The 17,662-nt window shown below is 40.9% G+C and carries 18 protein-coding genes and 1 tRNA gene; 11 read left to right on the top strand and 8 right to left on the bottom strand.

Features of this window, described 5'->3' with window-relative positions; genetic code table 11:
• Positions 1-23: 23 nt before the first annotated feature.
• The 4 genes from QNI24_RS01550 to QNI24_RS01535 are packed head-to-tail and all read left to right on the top strand — an operon-like array spanning position 24 to position 2,152.
• The gene (locus QNI24_RS01550; RefSeq protein WP_267175654.1) at positions 24-248 is read left to right on the top strand and encodes a hypothetical protein; all 225 of its coding nucleotides are present in this window, start codon (positions 24-26) and stop codon (positions 246-248) included.
• Positions 249-282: 34 nt separating this feature from the next.
• Positions 283-1,050 (top strand): exodeoxyribonuclease III, encoded by a 768-nt coding sequence (gene xth, locus QNI24_RS01545; protein WP_267175653.1) that lies wholly within the window; start codon positions 283-285, stop codon positions 1,048-1,050.
• Between the two features lie 4 nt (positions 1,051-1,054).
• Positions 1,055-1,579: a cytochrome b gene (locus QNI24_RS01540; protein WP_267175652.1), complete on the top strand. Its 525-nt coding sequence runs from the start codon at positions 1,055-1,057 to the stop codon at positions 1,577-1,579.
• Between the two features lie 9 nt (positions 1,580-1,588).
• Positions 1,589-2,152, top strand: a complete 564-nt coding sequence (locus tag QNI24_RS01535) for a YceI family protein (protein ID WP_267175651.1) — start codon at positions 1,589-1,591, stop codon at positions 2,150-2,152.
• Between the two features lie 306 nt (positions 2,153-2,458).
• Here QNI24_RS01535 and QNI24_RS01530 read toward each other — a convergent pair.
• The 7 genes from QNI24_RS01530 to dnaA all read right to left on the bottom strand — a co-directional run bounded on the left by QNI24_RS01530 (position 2,459) and on the right by dnaA (position 10,143).
• Positions 2,459-2,534: transfer RNA gene (locus QNI24_RS01530), tRNA-Lys, on the bottom strand.
• A 111-nt stretch (positions 2,535-2,645) separates the two neighbouring features.
• A complete protein-coding gene (locus tag QNI24_RS01525) occupies positions 2,646-3,080 on the bottom strand; it encodes a DUF3465 domain-containing protein (RefSeq protein ID WP_267175650.1) in 435 nt (144 codons plus the stop codon).
• Entirely contained in the window at positions 3,073-3,972 is a 900-nt protein-coding gene (gene grxD, locus QNI24_RS01520) for a Grx4 family monothiol glutaredoxin (RefSeq protein WP_283708462.1), read from the bottom strand. Before grxD ends, QNI24_RS01525 begins: the two co-directional genes overlap by 8 nt.
• A gap of 13 nt (positions 3,973-3,985) precedes the next feature.
• A complete protein-coding gene (gene gyrB / locus QNI24_RS01515; protein WP_267175649.1) occupies positions 3,986-6,367 on the bottom strand; it encodes a DNA topoisomerase (ATP-hydrolyzing) subunit B in 2,382 nt (793 codons plus the stop codon).
• Positions 6,368-6,466: 99 nt separating this feature from the next.
• The gene (recF, locus tag QNI24_RS01510; protein WP_267175648.1) at positions 6,467-7,543 is read right to left on the bottom strand and encodes a DNA replication/repair protein RecF; all 1,077 of its coding nucleotides are present in this window, start codon (positions 7,541-7,543) and stop codon (positions 6,467-6,469) included.
• A gap of 25 nt (positions 7,544-7,568) precedes the next feature.
• A complete protein-coding gene (dnaN, locus tag QNI24_RS01505) occupies positions 7,569-8,669 on the bottom strand; it encodes a DNA polymerase III subunit beta (protein WP_267175647.1) in 1,101 nt (366 codons plus the stop codon).
• A gap of 172 nt (positions 8,670-8,841) precedes the next feature.
• Complete coding sequence (gene dnaA / locus QNI24_RS01500; RefSeq protein WP_267175862.1) at positions 8,842-10,143, bottom strand: chromosomal replication initiator protein DnaA; 1,302 nt, start codon at positions 10,141-10,143, stop codon at positions 8,842-8,844.
• A gap of 310 nt (positions 10,144-10,453) precedes the next feature.
• On the opposite strand from dnaA, the gene rpmH reads away from it, so the two are divergent.
• The 7 genes from rpmH (at position 10,454) to QNI24_RS01465 (ending at position 16,668) form a co-directional block, all read left to right on the top strand.
• The gene (rpmH, locus tag QNI24_RS01495) at positions 10,454-10,588 is read left to right on the top strand and encodes a 50S ribosomal protein L34 (protein WP_077411775.1); all 135 of its coding nucleotides are present in this window, start codon (positions 10,454-10,456) and stop codon (positions 10,586-10,588) included.
• Positions 10,589-10,625: 37 nt separating this feature from the next.
• Positions 10,626-10,967 (top strand): ribonuclease P protein component, encoded by a 342-nt coding sequence (gene rnpA / locus QNI24_RS01490; RefSeq protein WP_267175646.1) that lies wholly within the window; start codon positions 10,626-10,628, stop codon positions 10,965-10,967.
• Positions 10,967-12,682: a membrane protein insertase YidC gene (yidC, locus tag QNI24_RS01485; protein WP_267175645.1), complete on the top strand. Its 1,716-nt coding sequence runs from the start codon at positions 10,967-10,969 to the stop codon at positions 12,680-12,682. Before rnpA ends, yidC begins: the two co-directional genes overlap by 1 nt.
• A gap of 15 nt (positions 12,683-12,697) precedes the next feature.
• Positions 12,698-14,032, top strand: coding sequence for a tRNA uridine-5-carboxymethylaminomethyl(34) synthesis GTPase MnmE (mnmE, locus tag QNI24_RS01480; RefSeq protein WP_267175644.1), 1,335 nt, complete (start codon positions 12,698-12,700; stop codon positions 14,030-14,032).
• A 110-nt stretch (positions 14,033-14,142) separates the two neighbouring features.
• On the top strand, positions 14,143-15,573 hold the full coding sequence (locus QNI24_RS01475) for an ATP-binding protein (RefSeq protein ID WP_267175643.1): 1,431 nt from the start codon (positions 14,143-14,145) through the stop codon (positions 15,571-15,573).
• The gene (locus tag QNI24_RS01470) at positions 15,566-16,234 is read left to right on the top strand and encodes a response regulator (protein ID WP_267175642.1); all 669 of its coding nucleotides are present in this window, start codon (positions 15,566-15,568) and stop codon (positions 16,232-16,234) included. The genes QNI24_RS01475 and QNI24_RS01470 overlap by 8 nt, the downstream gene beginning before the upstream one ends.
• A 98-nt stretch (positions 16,235-16,332) precedes the next feature.
• Complete coding sequence (locus QNI24_RS01465; protein ID WP_267175641.1) at positions 16,333-16,668, top strand: hypothetical protein; 336 nt, start codon at positions 16,333-16,335, stop codon at positions 16,666-16,668.
• 207 nt (positions 16,669-16,875) lie between these two features.
• On the opposite strand, the gene QNI24_RS01460 is transcribed toward QNI24_RS01465, so the two are convergent.
• Complete coding sequence (locus tag QNI24_RS01460; RefSeq protein WP_267175640.1) at positions 16,876-17,583, bottom strand: hypothetical protein; 708 nt, start codon at positions 17,581-17,583, stop codon at positions 16,876-16,878.
• Positions 17,584-17,662 lie beyond the last annotated feature (79 nt).

The following is a 17,662-nucleotide window of genomic DNA, read 5'->3' as shown; positions in this document are numbered from 1 at the left end:
AATTACCCTGTTTTGTTTTTTTTATGATCAACTTTATCAAAGGCCTGTTTCTGATTAAAGACCGCTCCATAGCCAAAGAAATGGTCGATGAAGATCAAAAAAACAACCATCGCGTCAGAAACAAGACTTCTCGTTTTGATTTCAGAAAAAGATTCAGGCGCCGTAAAAAGTATGCCTCAGAAAAATCCACGGGGATCAAAATAACCGTTTATGATGCTTTTTTGCGTTTTATTAATTATAAAAAATAACTTAAATATAACCATTTTATAGATCAAAAACTTTATGAAAATAGCCTCTTGGAATGTCAACTCCTTAAACGTTCGTTTAGAACATGTACTGCAATGGTTAGACACTGCTAAGCCGGATATTTTGGCCCTACAAGAAACCAAAATGACCGATGATAATTTTCCGTTAAAAGCGATTGAATCCGCTGGTTATCAAGTGGTTTTTTCCGGTCAAAAAACCTACAACGGAGTGGCAATAATTGCCAAAGAAGAACCCACTGATATGATCACTGATATACCAGGTTTAGACGACCCTCAACGGCGCATATTGGCAGCTACAGTCGATGATGTCAGAATCATTGATTTATATGTGGTTAATGGCTCTGCTCCTGGCACTGAAAAATTCACTTATAAACTCAATTGGCTAGATAAAGTGACTGCTTTTATTGAGCAACAAATGAATGAATATGATGACGTGGTTGTCTTGGGTGATTTTAATATTGCACCTGATGACAGGGATGTTCATGATCCAGAAAAATGGCATGAAAAGATTTTATGTACTACCGAAGAGCGTAATGCTTTGAATGGTATTTTAGACCTGGGCCTACAAGACAGTTTCAGATTATTACATGATGAGGGCGGTTTATTCAGTTGGTGGGACTATCGGATGAATGGTTTTGCTCGTGATTTAGGATTGCGCATTGATTTGGTCTTATGTACCGACGAAATGTCTGAGGCGTTGACCGCTGCTTATATCGATATTGAGCCCAGAAAATGGGAACGTCCTTCAGACCACACCCCTGTAATTGCTGAATTTGATTGGTGATGATATGACAACTAAACACCCATTAACAACTCGAATCCTCCATTGGGTAACGGCCATTCTAACTATAGGTTTGTTTTTTTCCGGCTGGTATATGGTTGACTTGGACTATTACAGCCAATGGTACCAAACGCTGCCTGAGTCACACTTTCTCGCAGGTACGATTTTATTGTTGCTGTGGGCTTGGGTATTGTTCAAGTTATTCTATGGCAACAGGCCAAACTTCCCACAACCTCACAAAAAAATAGAACGCATCGCCTCAAGATGGGTAAAGCGTCTTTTTTATTTACTTATTTCCATCATGGTCATTACTGGTTATTTAATGGCAACAGCCGATGGCGAGACTTTGGTTATATTTGAAAAGATAAAACTTCCGGCTTTTTCACAGTTTTCTGCGCAACAAGTAGATACCATGGGATGGGTCCATGAGTATGTTTCATATGCCATTATGGCGTTAGTGGTTTTACACATAGCCGGTGCTTTGAAACATCATTTCATAGACAAAGACGATACACTCAAACGCATGACATAGGAATTTTTTATGAAAACAATCATCACTTTTATTTTACTGTCAACAGCTGGTGTGACAGTTGCTGACAAATACACCATAGATACCAAAGGCGCCCACGCTTTTGTTCAATTCAAAATCAGTCACCTTGGATACAGTTGGTTGTATGGCAGATTTGACGAGTTTTCAGGCGACTTCGAGTTTGATGAAAACAGCCCTGAAAAAGCCAGCATACAAATGACGGTACAAACCGCCAGTGTTAATTCAAACCACACCGCTCGTGATAAACATTTACGCGGTGAAGATTTTCTTAATGTTGATGAAAACCCAACTGCAACTTTCAGCAGCACATCATTTACACCAGGAGAAAATGGACACGGTATCATGACAGGTAAATTAACCATCAATGGTGTAACCAATGAAGAAACCATGAAAGTCGAGTTCACAGGTGCAGGACAAGATCCTTGGGGCGGTTTTCGACGCGGTTATGAAGCAACCACCGAAATCACTTTAAAAGACTATAACATTAAAAAAAGTTTAGGACCTGCTTCAGAGACTTTGTTGTTGACTGTAACAGTTGAAGGCATCAAGCAGTAAATTAACAACAACTCATCAACAGATTTATAAGCGCTGTTATTGATCAAAAACAGCGCTTTTTTTTGCGCTGCTGCTTGCTTCAAATCATTCCTTTCAATATTACCACCAGCTCTGCTTTCATATTGTTTTTATTATATGCACGTATAAATTTAATAAGTTGTTGATATTAAAATATTTTATCAAAACATTATGGATTTTTTTTGTCTGTGTTTTTTTGGTTAATTTTTAACCAAACTAAAACCGTTAAAAAAACTTGCCAGAAATATGTTTTATTTTGTTCAGATTGAGTTTAATGGGGGAAATCAATGGTGGGTCGTATAGGATTTGAACCTATGACCAATGGATTAAAAGTCCACTGCTCTACCAGCTGAGCTAACGACCCATTTGAATAAACGGATTCGAAACTAGAATGTTTCGAGGTGCGCAATGATAAAATATATCAATACATTAGGCAAGTATTTTTAATGCTTATTTTTAAAATATTTTTTACAGCTTATTTATACTTTTTTCCAGCTAATTCTATCCAGCCTCCCACGCGTTTTTTTTGTGGGTCATGATGTGTCCAATGCACCACACCACCTTGTTCATTCCATTCATATTCGCCTCTTATTTTAACCAGGTCTCCAACTTCAATGGGTACTCGGGGAGCCAAGTCAATGTTGTGAGCTATCAGTATGGTCAAAGCGCCATAATCAACAATAAACCTTTGGTGCTTTGAGCCCTGGGTATCATCTGTTAAAACACGTTTTGTTTGCGCAGTAAATTCGACCATAACATCACTTTTCCGATGCTCAAAAAGATCTTCAATTTCTGAGTTTACTGGGTTGTTAGGCCTTTCAATAAGGCTCAGAATTAATGCTGCCAACAAAAAGAAAGCGCCTTGAATAAGGCGCTTTTTAATCATCTTTTTTTGTATTTTATCAACCATTCCAGGCGTTGTATCCACCGCTCAGGTTAAATACTTTGGTGTAGCCTTTCTTGCGGAAGAATTCTGCTGCTGACATCGATGACTGTCCCACCTGACAAACAAAAACCAACGGTGTTTCTTTGTCCATTGCTTCAATCGCTTCAATGGCAGATTTATCTAACCTGACCGCATGATCAACTGTGCCTTCTGCAATTTTATCTGCAGATCTGACGTCATATACTTTTGGGTTTTCTGTTTCGGTTGCAAACCAGTCTTGTAGTTCAGCCACTGACAAATCTTGAACTGGTGGTGGTTCATTGGGGTTTTTAATGCGCAACCCTGAGCCTTGTAGCTCATCTACCCAACTGATTTCAACACCATCGGTACGTTTTGCCGTGCCAATGTCCATATATACTTTTAAATCACCCACATCGGCAATTATTTCATAGCCTTTGGGTTTTTCTAGACTGAAACGGGTGTTGAACTCATCGTCAACAGATAAGAACAACTGATGATCACCCATGTCTTTCAGACCTTCTTTGATGTGAGACAAAGCTTCATCAGAAATGCTGATGTTTGGTGGGGTTCTATCGGGTTGTTGTAAGTTCAATAATTCATGTAACTCACCGGTATTGAACATTTCAGAGATGATGTCATTGCCTCCAACCAGTTCCTTATTGACATATAGTTGTGGAATGGTCGGCCATTGACCATAGGTTTTGATGCCCTCTCGAATCTCTGGATCCTCCAGCACATTAAAAGAAGCAAAATCATCACCTATCAAATCTTTTAATATTTTTACGGTGTTACTTGAGAAGCCACACATTGGGGTTTGTGGTGTGCCTTTCATGAACAAAAACACTGAATTATCATCCAGCATTTGTTCAATTCTTTGAGTGGTTTGGTCGTTCATTTTATATCTCTGTTTAAACGTCTAGATTACTGGCATTCAGGGCATTTTCTTCAATGAATCGTCGTCGTGGTTCTACCACATCTCCCATCAATGTAGAAAAAACTGTGTCGGCTGAAACTGCATCTTCAATGGTTACTTGTAATAAGCGTCTTGATTCAGGGTTCATGGTGGTTTCCCACAATTGATCAGGGTTCATTTCACCCAAACCTTTGAATCGACTGATGGTTAGGCCTTTTTTAGCCACGCTCAATAGATATTCCAAAACATCACTTATACTATTGATTTCAATCGTTTTTTCACCTTTCTTCAAAACCGAGTCACCTTGCAGCAAATCTATATTCTGTTCAGCGATTTCCATCATCTGTTGGTAATCTTTTGATTTAAAGAACATGTGGCTCAATGTGGTTTTTTCAATCAAACCATTGGCATTTTTTTCAAACACCATGCATGCCTCTTCAGGTTCGTTATACACTTCCCATTTCACACCCAAGCGATTGTCTTGGTTCATCAATTCCTTGGCTTGCTTGACCCAATCACTTGTAACTGATTGACTACCTGGATCGATTTTAGGTAAAGATAACAACTCGTTAATCACCTTATTATCATAAAGTAAACTCAATCTTTCTATGACGCTCTTAACATGAACTTGTTGTTTAATCAGGCGATACAGCACATCGCCTGTCATTGCTGGTAAGTCATCTTGGTATTTAAGTTCTACATCATCTAAAGATCGATTCAGCAGATACTCATTCATTTCATCATCGTCCTTTAGGTAAGTTTCTTGTTTACCTTTTTTAACTTTATATAACGGTGGTTGGCCAATATAAATATGCCCTCGTTCAATCAACTCTGGCATTTGACGGTACAAAAAGGTTAACAATAAAGTTCTGATGTGCGAACCATCGACATCTGCATCGGTCATGATAATCACTTTGTGGTATCTGAGCTTATCTGGGTCAAAATCATGTTGACCAATACCACAACCAAGGGCGGTGATTAAGGTGCCCACTTCAGCCGACGACAACATTTTATCGAAACGGGCTTTCTCCACATTAAGGATTTTACCTTTCAGTGGCAGTATGGCTTGGTTTTTACGATTTCTGCCTTGTTTGGCCGAACCACCCGCAGAGTCACCCTCCACCAAGAATATCTCTGACAACGTGGGGTCTTTCTCTTGGCAATCAGCTAATTTACCTGGTAATCCAGCAATGTCCAAAGCATCTTTGCGTCTGGTCATCTCACGGGCTTTCCTGGCTGCCTCACGTGCCCTGGAAGCATCCATGACTTTTTCGGTCAGTATTTTTGCTTCCTGTGGATTTTCTAACAGAAAATCAGACAAATATTCACCCACTGTGCTCTCAACAATGCCTTTGATTTCTGATGAAACCAGTTTATCTTTTGTCTGTGATGAAAATTTAGGATCGGGTGATTTCACAGAAATAACCGCAATCAAACCTTCTCGACAATCATCACCGGTCATAGCGGCTTTTTTCTTGGCGTTTTGGTTAATGAAGTTATTGATGGTTCTGGTTAAAGCTCCTCTGAAACCAGCCAAGTGAGTACCACCATCTTTTTGTGGGATGTTATTGGTGAAACAAAACACCGACTCACGATAAGAATCAGTCCATTGCATAGCAACCTCTACTGCGGTACCATCTTCTGTTTCATTGTTAAAATGTACCACTGACTCGTGCAGCGGTGTTTTACGCTCTGCCAGATAATTAACGAAAGAAGCGATACCTCCCTCGTATTCAAATATCTTTTCTTCATCGCTGCGTTCATCTTTAAGTTCAATGCGTACGCCTGAGTTTAAGAAAGACAGCTCACGCAATCGTTTTGCCAAAATATCAAAGTGAAACTCAACATCAGAAAAAATCTCTTCAGATGGCAAGAAACGCACTTGTGTACCGGTGACATCAGTGGTTCCAACCACCTCTAAATCAGCTTGTGGGACACCCATCTTGTAAGCTTGTTGGTAAATGTTGCCGTTGCGGTGAATTTCTAAATTCAATTCCACACTCAATGCGTTTACCACTGACACACCCACACCATGTAAGCCACCTGAGACTTTGTATGAATTATCATCGAACTTACCACCTGCATGTAACACAGTCATAATAACTTCAGCAGCAGATTTACCTTCTTCATGTATGTCTGTAGGAATACCACGGCCATTATCGGATACCGTTACGCTGCCATCAGCATTGATACTGACTTTGATGGTGTCACAATGTCCAGCCAAAGCTTCATCAATTGAATTGTCCACCACCTCAAATACCATGTGGTGTAATCCAGTACCATCGTCAGTGTCTCCAATATACATGCCAGGACGCTTTCTGACCGCATCCAATCCTTTTAAAACCTTGATGTTCGACGAATCGTAATTCTCACTCATAAGAGCTTTTCTTTCCAAAATAAAACAACACATTATAACAGTTTTTAGACACCAGAAAAGTGGCTATTGGAGTAATAAAACCGCAGACAGGCAGTGCTTTTAAATCAAACTGACTTGCTGATGTTCCACGTGAAACACTGCAGTGTCTTTTGTATCGGTTGAGAGTTTTTCTTTATCTACGGTGGTGATAAAAATTTGGTTGTTACTGTTTTGAATAAAATCACTGAAGATAGCGGTTTTTGAAGGATCCAATTCTGCATCCATGTCATCAAGGCATAAAATAGGGTTGATGCTTAAATGCGCGCTGAGTAATTCGATGTAGCTGATGTAATAAATACTAGAAATGATTTTTTTTTGTCCCCTTGATAAATTTTCATGAGCAGGTTTTTTATTGATGTTAGATTTTATATCCATCTTGTGACAGCCTGATAAAAGATTGCCAAACAATAAGTTTTTATCCCTATCTATTTTTATTTGCTCAGAAAGCGACCTTTCTTGAGACCAGCCCTGTCTGTATGTGGGTTCAAAGTCACCAAGCTCTGGTAAGAATAATGCCACCTTTTGACAGACTGCGGTTTTAAGTTCATCAAAAATTTGCTCCCGTAATTCATTTAATTGACTAGCATAGTGAATATATTGAGATTCCCAGTAAATCAAATCCTGCAGCTTTTTTTCTTTATACAGGGTATTTAATTGTTTATGACATCTATTTACTTTAGACCAAATCACCAAATACTCAGGTTTCACGTGAAACACCAACCAGTCAAAATAGGAACGCCTGAATTGTGGTGGCTTGTCTAAAAACAAATACGAATCAGGATCAATTGAAACCACCGGTAACACATGCGCCACATCGGATTGGTTGTTAATCGACTGTTGATTCAATTTGACCTTTTTTTTTAAACTTTTTGAAAGGGTGATGCCCAAGTTGTTTTGATTGTGGCTTTGGTCCAAAAAATGTGCAAAAACAGCCAACCCTGACTGATCGTGTTGAATCAGGTTTTTGTTGCGTTTAGAGCGGAATGATTTACCAGTAGAAATAAAATATATAGCTTCCAGCACAGTGGTTTTACCCGAACCATTGGCGCCATAGAAGACATTGATGCGCTTATCAAAACTCAGATCAATGTGTTCGTAACACCGAAAGTGACTTATTTTCAGTTGCTTTATTTGCACTTTCTGTTGAATTTGAAAATACGCACTAAATTCTTAATGGCATGACTACCAAGCGACAATCTAATCTTTCTGGGTGTTTGATCAAACAACTGGACAAGGCTTCTTTAAAACTGAATTGTATTTCATCTTCAGTGATCGCCTGAGTGGCATCTAAAATATAATTAACGTTGAATGCAGTCTCGATGTTTTCGATGTCTGTTTCAATGGTTATGACATCTTCTGCTTGTTCTTGGTCTGGATTGTGGCCAATGATTTCTAATTTGTTAGGCGTGATTTTGAACTTTACACCTTTGTATTGTTCATTCGATAAAATGGCCACACGATGCAGTGCATTTCTTAATGTTTCTCTGTCTGCCACAAAACTGTTTTCCATGTTCAATGGAATCACTGCTTCATAATCTGGAAATTTACCGTCGATTAATTTAGAAGTCATGCTGATGCCTTCAACTTCTATTTTTATGTGATTCACTCCCATATTGATGGTGATGGGTTGATCAATATCGCGAATCATCTTTTGCAGTTCTAAAACGCCCTTGCGAGGAACCAATACTTGTTTGTTTAATCCACTGTCATTGATGTAATCACATTCAGCCAATGCCAATCGATGACCATCAGCAGAGACACAGCGAATTTTATTATTTAATACTTCAAACAACAAACCATTAAGAAAGTAACGCACATCCTGAACTGCCATACAAAACACAGTTTGTTTTAACATACGTTGTAGGTCTGTGGCTCCCATGGTGACGGGTTGATAGGATTCCATATCATCTATCAAAGGGAACTCCTGCGCAGATAAAGTACTTAAGCTGAAACGAGAGTCACCCGATGTGATTAAACATTTGCCTGATTCATATGAAAAAGTAATGATTGATCCATCTGATAACGCTTTACATATATCTAAGAACTTATGAGCTGGAACCGTGACCTCACCTTCTGATTGTGCGTCAACCACACATTCAGAACGCATTTCTACATCCAAATCACTGGTGGTTAATAACAAAGTATCACCATCAAGTTTAAGTAAAACATTACTAAGAACGGGTAAGGTACCTTTCTTTTCGACGACACCACATATTTGGTTTAAGGGTGCTAATAAACTTTCTCTTTGGATGTTAAATAACATAATATTATATATAAAATAGTAATTATAGTATTGAATAAGTTGTTTGATAACTGTGTAAGTTATTGTTTTTAAATGTTTTATATAAAATAAAAACAACTTTTAACCTGTGGATAACTTGTTGATGAATAACAAGTTATTTATTGTTCACAACTTATCCACAGGCTTTACACAACTATTCAGTCAGTTTATTCACAATCTTCTGTCTGTCTTCATCAAGATCACTGTTTTCTGTCAATAACTCGGTGAACTTACGGTACGCATGAAGTACCGTGGTGTGATCTCTGCCACCAAAAAGCTCACCAATTTCAGGGTAACTTTTGTCTGTTAGTTCTTTGGCTAAATACATGGCCAATTGTCTGGGTCGTACAATCGAGCGTTTCCTGCTCTTACCTAATAGTTCAGATAATTTCACATTGTAATATTGTGCGGTGGTCTTTTGGATATTTTCTACAGAAACTATTTGGTGATTGACCTTAAACAATTCTTTTAAAATCTGTTTGGTATATGCCAAATCTATGCTTTTGCCAGTAAAAAACGCATTGGCTTTCAAAGTACTCAAAGCACCCTCTAGTTCACGGATATTAGAGTTGAGTTGTTTAGCAATATAAAAAGCCACATCATCCGGTATTGAAAAACCAAACTGTAATGATTTTTCTTTCAATATAGCCACTCTGGTTTCGTAATCGGGTGGATCAATCGGCACCACAATGCCCCAACCCAAACGTGATTTCAGACGAGATTCTAGGCCCGAAACTTCTTTGGGGTATCGATCACAAGTGATGATGACCCGTTTTTGCCCTTCAAGCAAATAGTTAAAGGTGTGAAAAAACTCTTCTTGGGTACGTTCTTTGCGCGCAAAAAACTGAATATCATCTATCAGCAAGGTGGTAACAGATCGGTATTTGTGTTTAAACCCTTCCATTGATTTTTGTTGAATGGCCTTAACCATCTCGTTAACATATATTTCGGAATGTAAATAACACACCACCTCATCTGGGTTTTGTTGGGTGATTTCGTTGCCAATGGCATGCATCAAATGGGTTTTACCCAAACCGGTGCTGCCATAAAGCAACAAAGGATTGAATTCTGGATTTGGAGTTTGTGCTGTTTGTAAAGCGGCTGCCAAAGCAATGGTGTTTGATCGGCCTTCGATAAAACTGTCAAAAGTGAAACGGCTGTCAAGGTTCGAAGGAATATTGATTTTGGTTTCAACCGCATCAAATGCTTCAGTGGCATGTGTTGCAGATGATTTTTGTAGCAATAAACTGGCATCAAACGCATCGCCAAAAACTTCCTTGATGGCAGCTTGAATTAATTTGTAATATTGTGTTTTGACTTTATTAAGAACAACATCATTGGCAGCAAATAAGTTAACTTGCTGTTGGGTGACATTAACTTCAAGCGGCCTAATCCACAATAAAATATCGTCTTTCGGTATTTCTGCTTCCAGTCTTTTAAGACAATGTTCCCACATGGTTTCTAATTTTATGTCCAACAGGCGGTGACGCCACCGAGTCGTGTTTAAAGGTTTCAAACGAACGCATCAGTATAGCAAATAATCATTCTAAAACCCACATCTAAGTGTGTGTATGAGTCTCTTTGAAAGCACTTAATACCACACCCATTGATACACCAATTGATTGACAATATCTATTAACAGCCAGGGAAATCGGGACAATTCAAAAAACACTTGAAAAAAACCCAAAAAAACAGTATGATGCACGGCCTTTTTAGCGGCGTGCTGTAAGCATGTCCAAAGCGATATATTTAACAGGTAGAGAATCATGAAAAGAACATTTCAACCAAGTAACTTAAAAAGAGCCAGAACCCACGGTTTCAGAGCTCGTATGAAAACTGCTGGTGGTCGTGCTGTCATCAATGCAAGACGTGCCAAGGGCAGAAAAAGACTGGCTGCTTAACTCACAGACTGATTGATATTTAGCCTTCAGGTGTGTCTTGGAACAATTCCCGAAAGGCAAAAGATTATTAACCCGACTCGATTACAGTCGGGTTTTTAGTAAGTCAAAAAGAATACATAATCGGGCCTTTACCCTTTTGATTCACTTCAATGACAATACCACATCCAGTAAAATGGGTATGGTGGTTTCGAAGAAAGTGCACAAAACGGCTGTTCAAAGAAACCGAATCAAACGCTTGATCAGAGAATCATTTCGAACCAAGCAAAATCTAAATACCGCCGAATATGTCATCATGGCAAAACCAGGCTCCGCACGATATACCAATACTGAATTGTTGGCCTTTTTAAACCAACTGTGGTCACAAACTGAGAAAAAATAATGAACAACAAGAACTTATATTTAATTATTCTGATGTTTTTGGGTTTTATTCTTTATACCGAATGGCAAAAAGACTACGGACCAAAAACGGTAAGTAATGATGCAGTAAGCAGCCAAACAATTACCACACCTAACATGGACTCGTTGGTTGATGATGTTCCCAGTGCAACCAGCCCAACCAATGAAGACATCCCACAGCCACTGAATAACAACGCAATCACTGACAGTGATCTACCAGCTGTGCAGGCAGGTGGTTCAGCGACAAAAGTGATAGCTGAAGTTGAAACACCTTTATTAAAATTGGAGTTTGCGGCTAAAGGGGCGGCATTGGTCTATGCAGAGCTTAAAAAATACCCACTGAAGAAAGCCAATGAAGCGGTACATGTGGTACTGATGGATCACAGAAATAACAAGTTCAAAATGGATGCAGGCTTGGTAACTCAAGGCGTGAACTTTACTCACAACGATGTGTACCAAACCAACACCCCTTCTGTACAAATCAACGACACCGTAACCAGCATCGAATTTACCCACCAAAAACCAGAGGGTACCTTAGTTAAAAGGTATGAAATTGACCCCAACAGTTACGCCATCAAGGTCACTCAGACGTTGACTAATAACACCGGTGAAAACTGGAACGTTTCAGAATACCAACAGTTAATGAGAAACAACCCTTGGTTAGGTAATGATCCTTCATTCACTGATGCCGGTAAGTATTCTTTCAAAGGTGTCGGATTTTTTGACAGTGAAGAAGGTTATGAAACCCGAGATTTTGATGAAATTCAAGAAGGTGTGATGAACATCAACCTGGGCCAAGATGCTTGGGTGGCGATGGTACAACACTATTTCTTTGCTGGTGTGATACCCAGTACCAACCAAGCACAATTGTTGACCAAATACCGACCCAATAACACGCACCCTTACCTGGCCCAAATAGTTACCAACAACAAAGCAGTCAATGCCGGTGCCACAACTGCATTCGAATCCACTTGGTATGTGGGCCCCAAATTACAAAAAGAATTGCCACAAATCGCCAAGGGTTTAGATTTAACCGTTGATTATGGTGTTTTTACCGCCATCTCCAAACCCCTGTTTTGGGTGCTTGAGAAAATCCACAGTGTGGTGGGTAACTGGGGCTGGGCAATTGTATTATTAACGGTTTTGATTAAATTGTTGTTCTTTAAATTATCAGAAGCACAGTACAAATCAATGGCCAGGATGCGCCAACTACAACCACGCATCACTGTGCTGAAAGAACGTTATAAAGACGACAAACAGAAGTTCAATCAAGAAATGATGGGCTTGTACCAGAAAGAAAAGGTTAACCCCTTAGGTGGTTGTTTACCTATATTAATACAAATACCTGTCTTCATCGCGCTTTACTGGGTGCTGCTAGAATCTGTTGAACTGCGCCAAGCGCCGTTTATTCTTTGGTTACAAGATTTGTCATCACCAGATCCATATTTCATCTTGCCAGCGATCAATGCTGCGGCGATGATCATGACACAACGCTTGTCACCTACTCCAGGCATGGATCCAATGCAGGCCAAGATCATGAAAGCAATGCCGATTGTGTTTTCAATCATGTTTGCTTTCTTCCAGTCAGGACTGGTGCTTTATTGGGCGGTTAACTCGGTGTTGTCATTGGCACAACAGTGGGTGATTACCAAACGCATCGAAGCACAAGATGACAACAAAAAACCTGTCAGTAGCTAAGTAACAAGTACAAACATGACCCACACCGCCGACACCATCGCTGCCATTGCATCGCCGCCTGGTACCGGTGGTGTCGGCATCATCCGCATTTCAGGTTTTGATGCCAAAACCATCGCTTTGCGCATCAGCCAATTAGCAGACCTCAAGGTCCGCCACGCACACTTCGCAACATTCAAAAACCAACAAGATCAAACCATTGACTCAGGTCTTGTGTTGTTTTTTCAAGGCCCAGCATCGTTTACCGGGGAGGATGTGGTTGAACTCCAAGGCCATGGTGGTCATGTGGTGATGAACATGGTACTTAAGGAAGTCATCAGTCTCGGTGCACGCATGGCCAGACCCGGTGAGTTTTCTGAGCGCGCATACCTGAATGAAAAGATAGATTTGGTGCAAGCCGAAGCCATTGCTGATGTGATTGCCAGCGGTTCGGAACAAGCTGTATTGGCCTCGCAACGTTCGTTACAAGGCACGTTTTCAGCACACATCAATGACATTTTGACATTATTGATTGAGACCCGAGTCTGGGTTGAGTCAGCGATAGACTTTCCGGAAGAAGAGATTGATTTTTTATCAGACAGCCGCTTAAAACAACAGCTGTCCAAGCTGAACCAAACCATGCAAGCCACCTTGGCCAAAACCCAAACCGGAGTGGTACTGAACCAAGGCATCAGCATTGCTATCATTGGTAAACCCAACGCTGGAAAATCATCCTTATTGAACTGTTTGACTGAAGAGGATACAGCGATCATTTCAGAGGTGGCCGGCACCACCCGTGACGTGATCAAAGAAGATGTGGTGATTGCTGGCATTCCGGTGCGCTTGATAGACACCGCTGGGATTCATGAAACTGACAACCCAATCGAACAACAAGGCATTGAGCGTGCTTTGAAAATGAAACAACAAGCCGATGTGGTGTTGCATGTGATAGATGGCAGTGATGACAGCCCAATAGCAGTCAATGATGCAGTCAATGATGATGAGGACAACCACATCACCGTCATCAATAAGTCAGACTTGCTGAGCCAAGACCATCCTTTGTCAGCTCAAGCACTGGTGGTGTCGGCCAAAGCGCAGACAGGCATTGACGCACTGCGGCAAACCATTGTCGATAGAGTGACTTCTGGCGGCTTGAATGAAAACAGTTTCACCGCCCGCGTCAGGCACATCGAACAATTAAAACTGACCCAAGCCCACATTGATGCCGCTGAACAACAATTGGCACACAACCAAGGCGAGTTGTCAGCCGAAGAGTTGCGATTGGCCCAAAACGCCTTGAATGAAATCACCGGTGATTTTTCTTCTGATGATTTATTGGGTGAAATTTTCTCCAGTTTTTGCATCGGAAAATAACACCGCTTCAAAATTTACAGAAAAAACCGCAGTTAAAACTGCTTTTAATCAACCTGTAAATGCCGTTCAGTTTCCTTTTTTCTTGCACAATTTTGTGACATCATGCTCTGATGAACTTTCACTCTATCCAAATCAAAGTCTTCACCATGCTGCTGTTGTTAACGGTGGCATTGGTTTTGGTGTTGTCTTTGGCTTTGCGCCAAGGGGTTGATCGTGAGTTCAGGCTGTACAAACAAAGTTTGGATGACAACTTGGTTCAGCAAGTGGTAGAAACGCTGCAAAACCATTACAAAAAGCGCCAAAATTTTGCAGAGTTACAAGACAACAATGGCTTGTGGAAAAGGGTAATCAGGCAAGCAGCGAGAGAAGTCAGCTTTGTCAACAGCAACAGGCGCTTTAAAGGAGTAAAAATACCCGATCAACGGGAACGCGACCGTTTGGCACGCTTGGCATCAAAGTTTGTATTGTTGGACGCAGAGAAACAATTGGTGGTCGGTGTTAAGGTCAATAACAACCTGCCCTATTTAGAAACACCGCTGTTTTTTGACAAACAAGTGGTGGGCTATTTAATAACCCAAAAAAACAAGCAAAACAGACAAGCGGCCGCAGCCACTTTTGCGAACAACATTGGCCAACACATTTGGTTGTTGGGCGCTTTGGTTTTGATTTTGGTGGTGGTGGCCTCTGTGCCCATATCTAAATATTTTTCAAAACCCATATTACAGTTGATTACCGCCACCAAGGAAGCAGCGGCAGGAGACTATTCGGCCAGAGCGGCTATTCGTCGCAATGATGAACTGGGACAATTGGGTAAAAACTTTAATTTATTGACCAGCACCCTGCAATCTAATGCCGATGTACAAAAGAAAATGATGGCTGACATTGCGCACGAACTGCGTACACCCGTCGCGGTGTTACAGGCGCAAATCGAAGCGATCCAAGATGGCATCCACCAAGCGGATGACAAAAATCTTAACTTGTTGCACCAACAAGTGACCTCACTGGGCCGGTTGATTCAAGATTTACACCAACTCAGTGTTGCTGACTTGGGCAGCATGCAATACCAAATGCAAGCCACAGCGATTAAACCCATCATTCAGTCGGTTGTGGCAGCCTTATCATTGCCAGCTGCTGACAAGCATATCAGCATAAAAACAAATATGGAGGCCATTGATTCGAGCGCCCATGTCATGGGTGATGGGGCGCGCTTACAACAACTGTTTACCAACTTACTCACCAACGCCATTACATATACCAACCCAGGTGGTGAAATAGAGCTGTGTTTCAGTGTAGGTAAAGGATCTGATGAATATGTCATAACAATAGCCGACAGTGAACCTGGCTTATTGCCACATGAAATGGCACAAATGTTTGATCGTTTGTACCGCAATGAGGCCTCTCGCAACAAACAAACCGGAGGTTCTGGCTTGGGTTTGGCCATCGTAAAAAACATTGTTGATGCACATGGAGGCAGCATTGTTGCCAGTGAGTCAGAGATGGGTGGTGTGTGTATGACGGTGAGGTTGCCGCAACATGCCTGAAAATCATGTATTGATTGTTGAAGATGAGGTCAACTTGGCTGAACTGATGCGTGATTATTTGCACCGAGAAGGTATCGAAGCCAGCATCAATCACAGCGGTGAGGCAGTGGCGGCGTTCATCAAGAACAATGCCGTGGATGTGGTTTTATTAGATCTGATGTTGCCAGCCAAAAATGGCATTGAAATTTGTAAGGAAATACGGCTATTCAGCGGTGTGCCAATCATCATGACCACGGCTAAAGTTGAGGAAATAGATCGCATCATAGGTTTAGAAATCGGCGCCAACGATTATGTCTGTAAGCCTTATAGCCCCAGGGAGTTGGTGGCCCGAGTCAAAGTACAACTGCGAAATAAAAATACCGATCCAAAAGCATCACAAAGCCTGACTATGGATGAACGCCAGCTCATGGTCTCTGATGACCATGCGGCTTTGAACCTGACGGCGGTTGAGTTCAGGTTGTTACAAAAACTCAGTACCCAGCCCAATCGGATTTTTAACCGAGAGCAACTGATGGATGCGGTTTATACCGATGGTCGCATCGTTTCAGACCGCACCATTGACAGCCACATCAAAAAAATCAGACAAAAATTGAAACGCCTTGATGCACATGAGTATATTCAGGCGGTTTATGGTTGTGGCTATAAGTTTGTCGATAAATAAACTTAATCAGTGCGCTCATAACGGTTTCACATTGTTTGCATATTGCTTGCAACATTGATCATTACAATGAATATCAACTTAAACCAACAGGTGAAATTATGAAACCAACCACACTTATTTTATTAATGATCATGTCAGCCCAAGTGATGGCAGGCCCCAAAGACCGCGAAAACAAGTTGAACCTAACAGCCAGCCAAAAAGAGCAAATGGCAGAAGTCAAAGCACGTACTCAATTACGCATGCAAGAGGCTAAAAATGAAATTCATGCCCAAGCAAAAACTGAAATGGCTGAATTCCTCAGCCCCGAACAGTTGGCACAAGTTGAGGCCCGATTGGCGCATCGTGCTGAACACGCCAAGTTGCGCAGAGAACACCAACAACTGAAGCGCAAAGCACGCCAACACAAACGTTTTGATTATGATGGGGATGAATAACAACGTACTCGTTGCTGATAAAGCGCCACGTAAGTGGCGTTTTTTTGAAAATTCAGGCCTGCTGGTGTCTTGTCAATGACCCAATTATTTCTCAGTTGTTGTCACTGTGTTTAACCTTATTTTCAGCCCAACAAAAAACCCCTTGGATTTTACCAAGGGGCCATTCTCATTTCTATTTCGTTAGGACGTTTTTTTAAACCATAAGAATCAAAGGTCTACAGAATTGAATTCTCTGACAGAAAAAGCATTGTAACAATCTTGATCTTGAGGCACGCTGCCATCATCTGATACTGGGTTATCTACAATAAACTCTGACCTGACTACCCAAGTAAAGCGATCAACGCCAGCGAGACTGACTTGAGCCTGAGCAAAAGATGATGAATAGTTGGCCAAGACTTGGTTGGTGCTGTCAGTGGTGAAAATGGCATTGGCATTGGCACTGGGGTCACGATCAATTTGATAATCACGTTCAGCCAAAGTACCATCAGCGAAGAAGCTCTTGAGTTTAGATTTCACTCGAGTGTAGGCAAAATTAGGCGATGGTGGAAATGGACCTGGTTGAAACCAAACACGAGCACGACCATCAAGCGTTATGTTACCGTTGGCAATGACAGGTCCTTGGTTGATGATGTCTTGATCAGCACGGTAGCCACATAAATAAGCGTCTGAAAAAGAACCGCTCTTGGTGGCAGACTCAATGGCAACCTTGGTATCTGCTACATAAGCATCAGTCAGTTCTTGGTCAAATTGTTGCATCATATGGGCGTTGGTAGCCAGTTCTATCACTCGACCATCATCACCAAAAGTGGCATAGTGACCTTCATTGATTTTTACCATTTGGGTTAAATCGTTGGCATGGGCATGGGAAAATCCTGCAAGTAAAGATGTCATCATTAGGGTTCTTTTTATGTTCATTTTATTTTCCTTTAATTAATAATAAATGGTGTTACTACCACTTACTCGCAAAATAAATCAGAACCTGCTCAAATTAATA

The organism is Marinicella marina (assembly GCF_030065545.1).
GTDB classification, from domain to species: domain Bacteria; phylum Pseudomonadota; class Gammaproteobacteria; order Xanthomonadales; family Marinicellaceae; genus Marinicella; species Marinicella marina.
The sequence above is the reverse complement of the archived record's forward strand: the minus strand, read 5'-3'. Positions and strand labels throughout refer to the sequence as shown.

Coding starts and splice junctions, on each gene's coding strand:
- grxD (WP_283708462.1), bottom strand. CDS start 3,972: ATGAACGACCAAACCACTCAAAGAATTGAACAAATGCTGGATGATAAT.
- QNI24_RS01535 (WP_267175651.1), top strand. CDS start 1,589: ATGAAAACAATCATCACTTTTATTTTACTGTCAACAGCTGGTGTGACA.
- QNI24_RS01460 (WP_267175640.1), bottom strand. CDS start 17,583: ATGAACATAAAAAGAACCCTAATGATGACATCTTTACTTGCAGGATTT.
- QNI24_RS01550 (WP_267175654.1), top strand. CDS start 24: ATGATCAACTTTATCAAAGGCCTGTTTCTGATTAAAGACCGCTCCATA.
- QNI24_RS01540 (WP_267175652.1), top strand. CDS start 1,055: ATGACAACTAAACACCCATTAACAACTCGAATCCTCCATTGGGTAACG.
- gyrB (WP_267175649.1), bottom strand. CDS start 6,367: ATGAGTGAGAATTACGATTCGTCGAACATCAAGGTTTTAAAAGGATTG.
- dnaN (WP_267175647.1), bottom strand. CDS start 8,669: ATGTTATTTAACATCCAAAGAGAAAGTTTATTAGCACCCTTAAACCAA.
- yidC (WP_267175645.1), top strand. CDS start 10,967: ATGAACAACAAGAACTTATATTTAATTATTCTGATGTTTTTGGGTTTT.
- rpmH (WP_077411775.1), top strand. CDS start 10,454: ATGAAAAGAACATTTCAACCAAGTAACTTAAAAAGAGCCAGAACCCAC.
- QNI24_RS01475 (WP_267175643.1), top strand. CDS start 14,143: ATGAACTTTCACTCTATCCAAATCAAAGTCTTCACCATGCTGCTGTTG.
- dnaA (WP_267175862.1), bottom strand. CDS start 10,143: ATGTGGGAACATTGTCTTAAAAGACTGGAAGCAGAAATACCGAAAGAC.
- QNI24_RS01525 (WP_267175650.1), bottom strand. CDS start 3,080: ATGGTTGATAAAATACAAAAAAAGATGATTAAAAAGCGCCTTATTCAA.
- xth (WP_267175653.1), top strand. CDS start 283: ATGAAAATAGCCTCTTGGAATGTCAACTCCTTAAACGTTCGTTTAGAA.
- QNI24_RS01470 (WP_267175642.1), top strand. CDS start 15,566: ATGCCTGAAAATCATGTATTGATTGTTGAAGATGAGGTCAACTTGGCT.
- QNI24_RS01465 (WP_267175641.1), top strand. CDS start 16,333: ATGAAACCAACCACACTTATTTTATTAATGATCATGTCAGCCCAAGTG.
- mnmE (WP_267175644.1), top strand. CDS start 12,698: ATGACCCACACCGCCGACACCATCGCTGCCATTGCATCGCCGCCTGGT.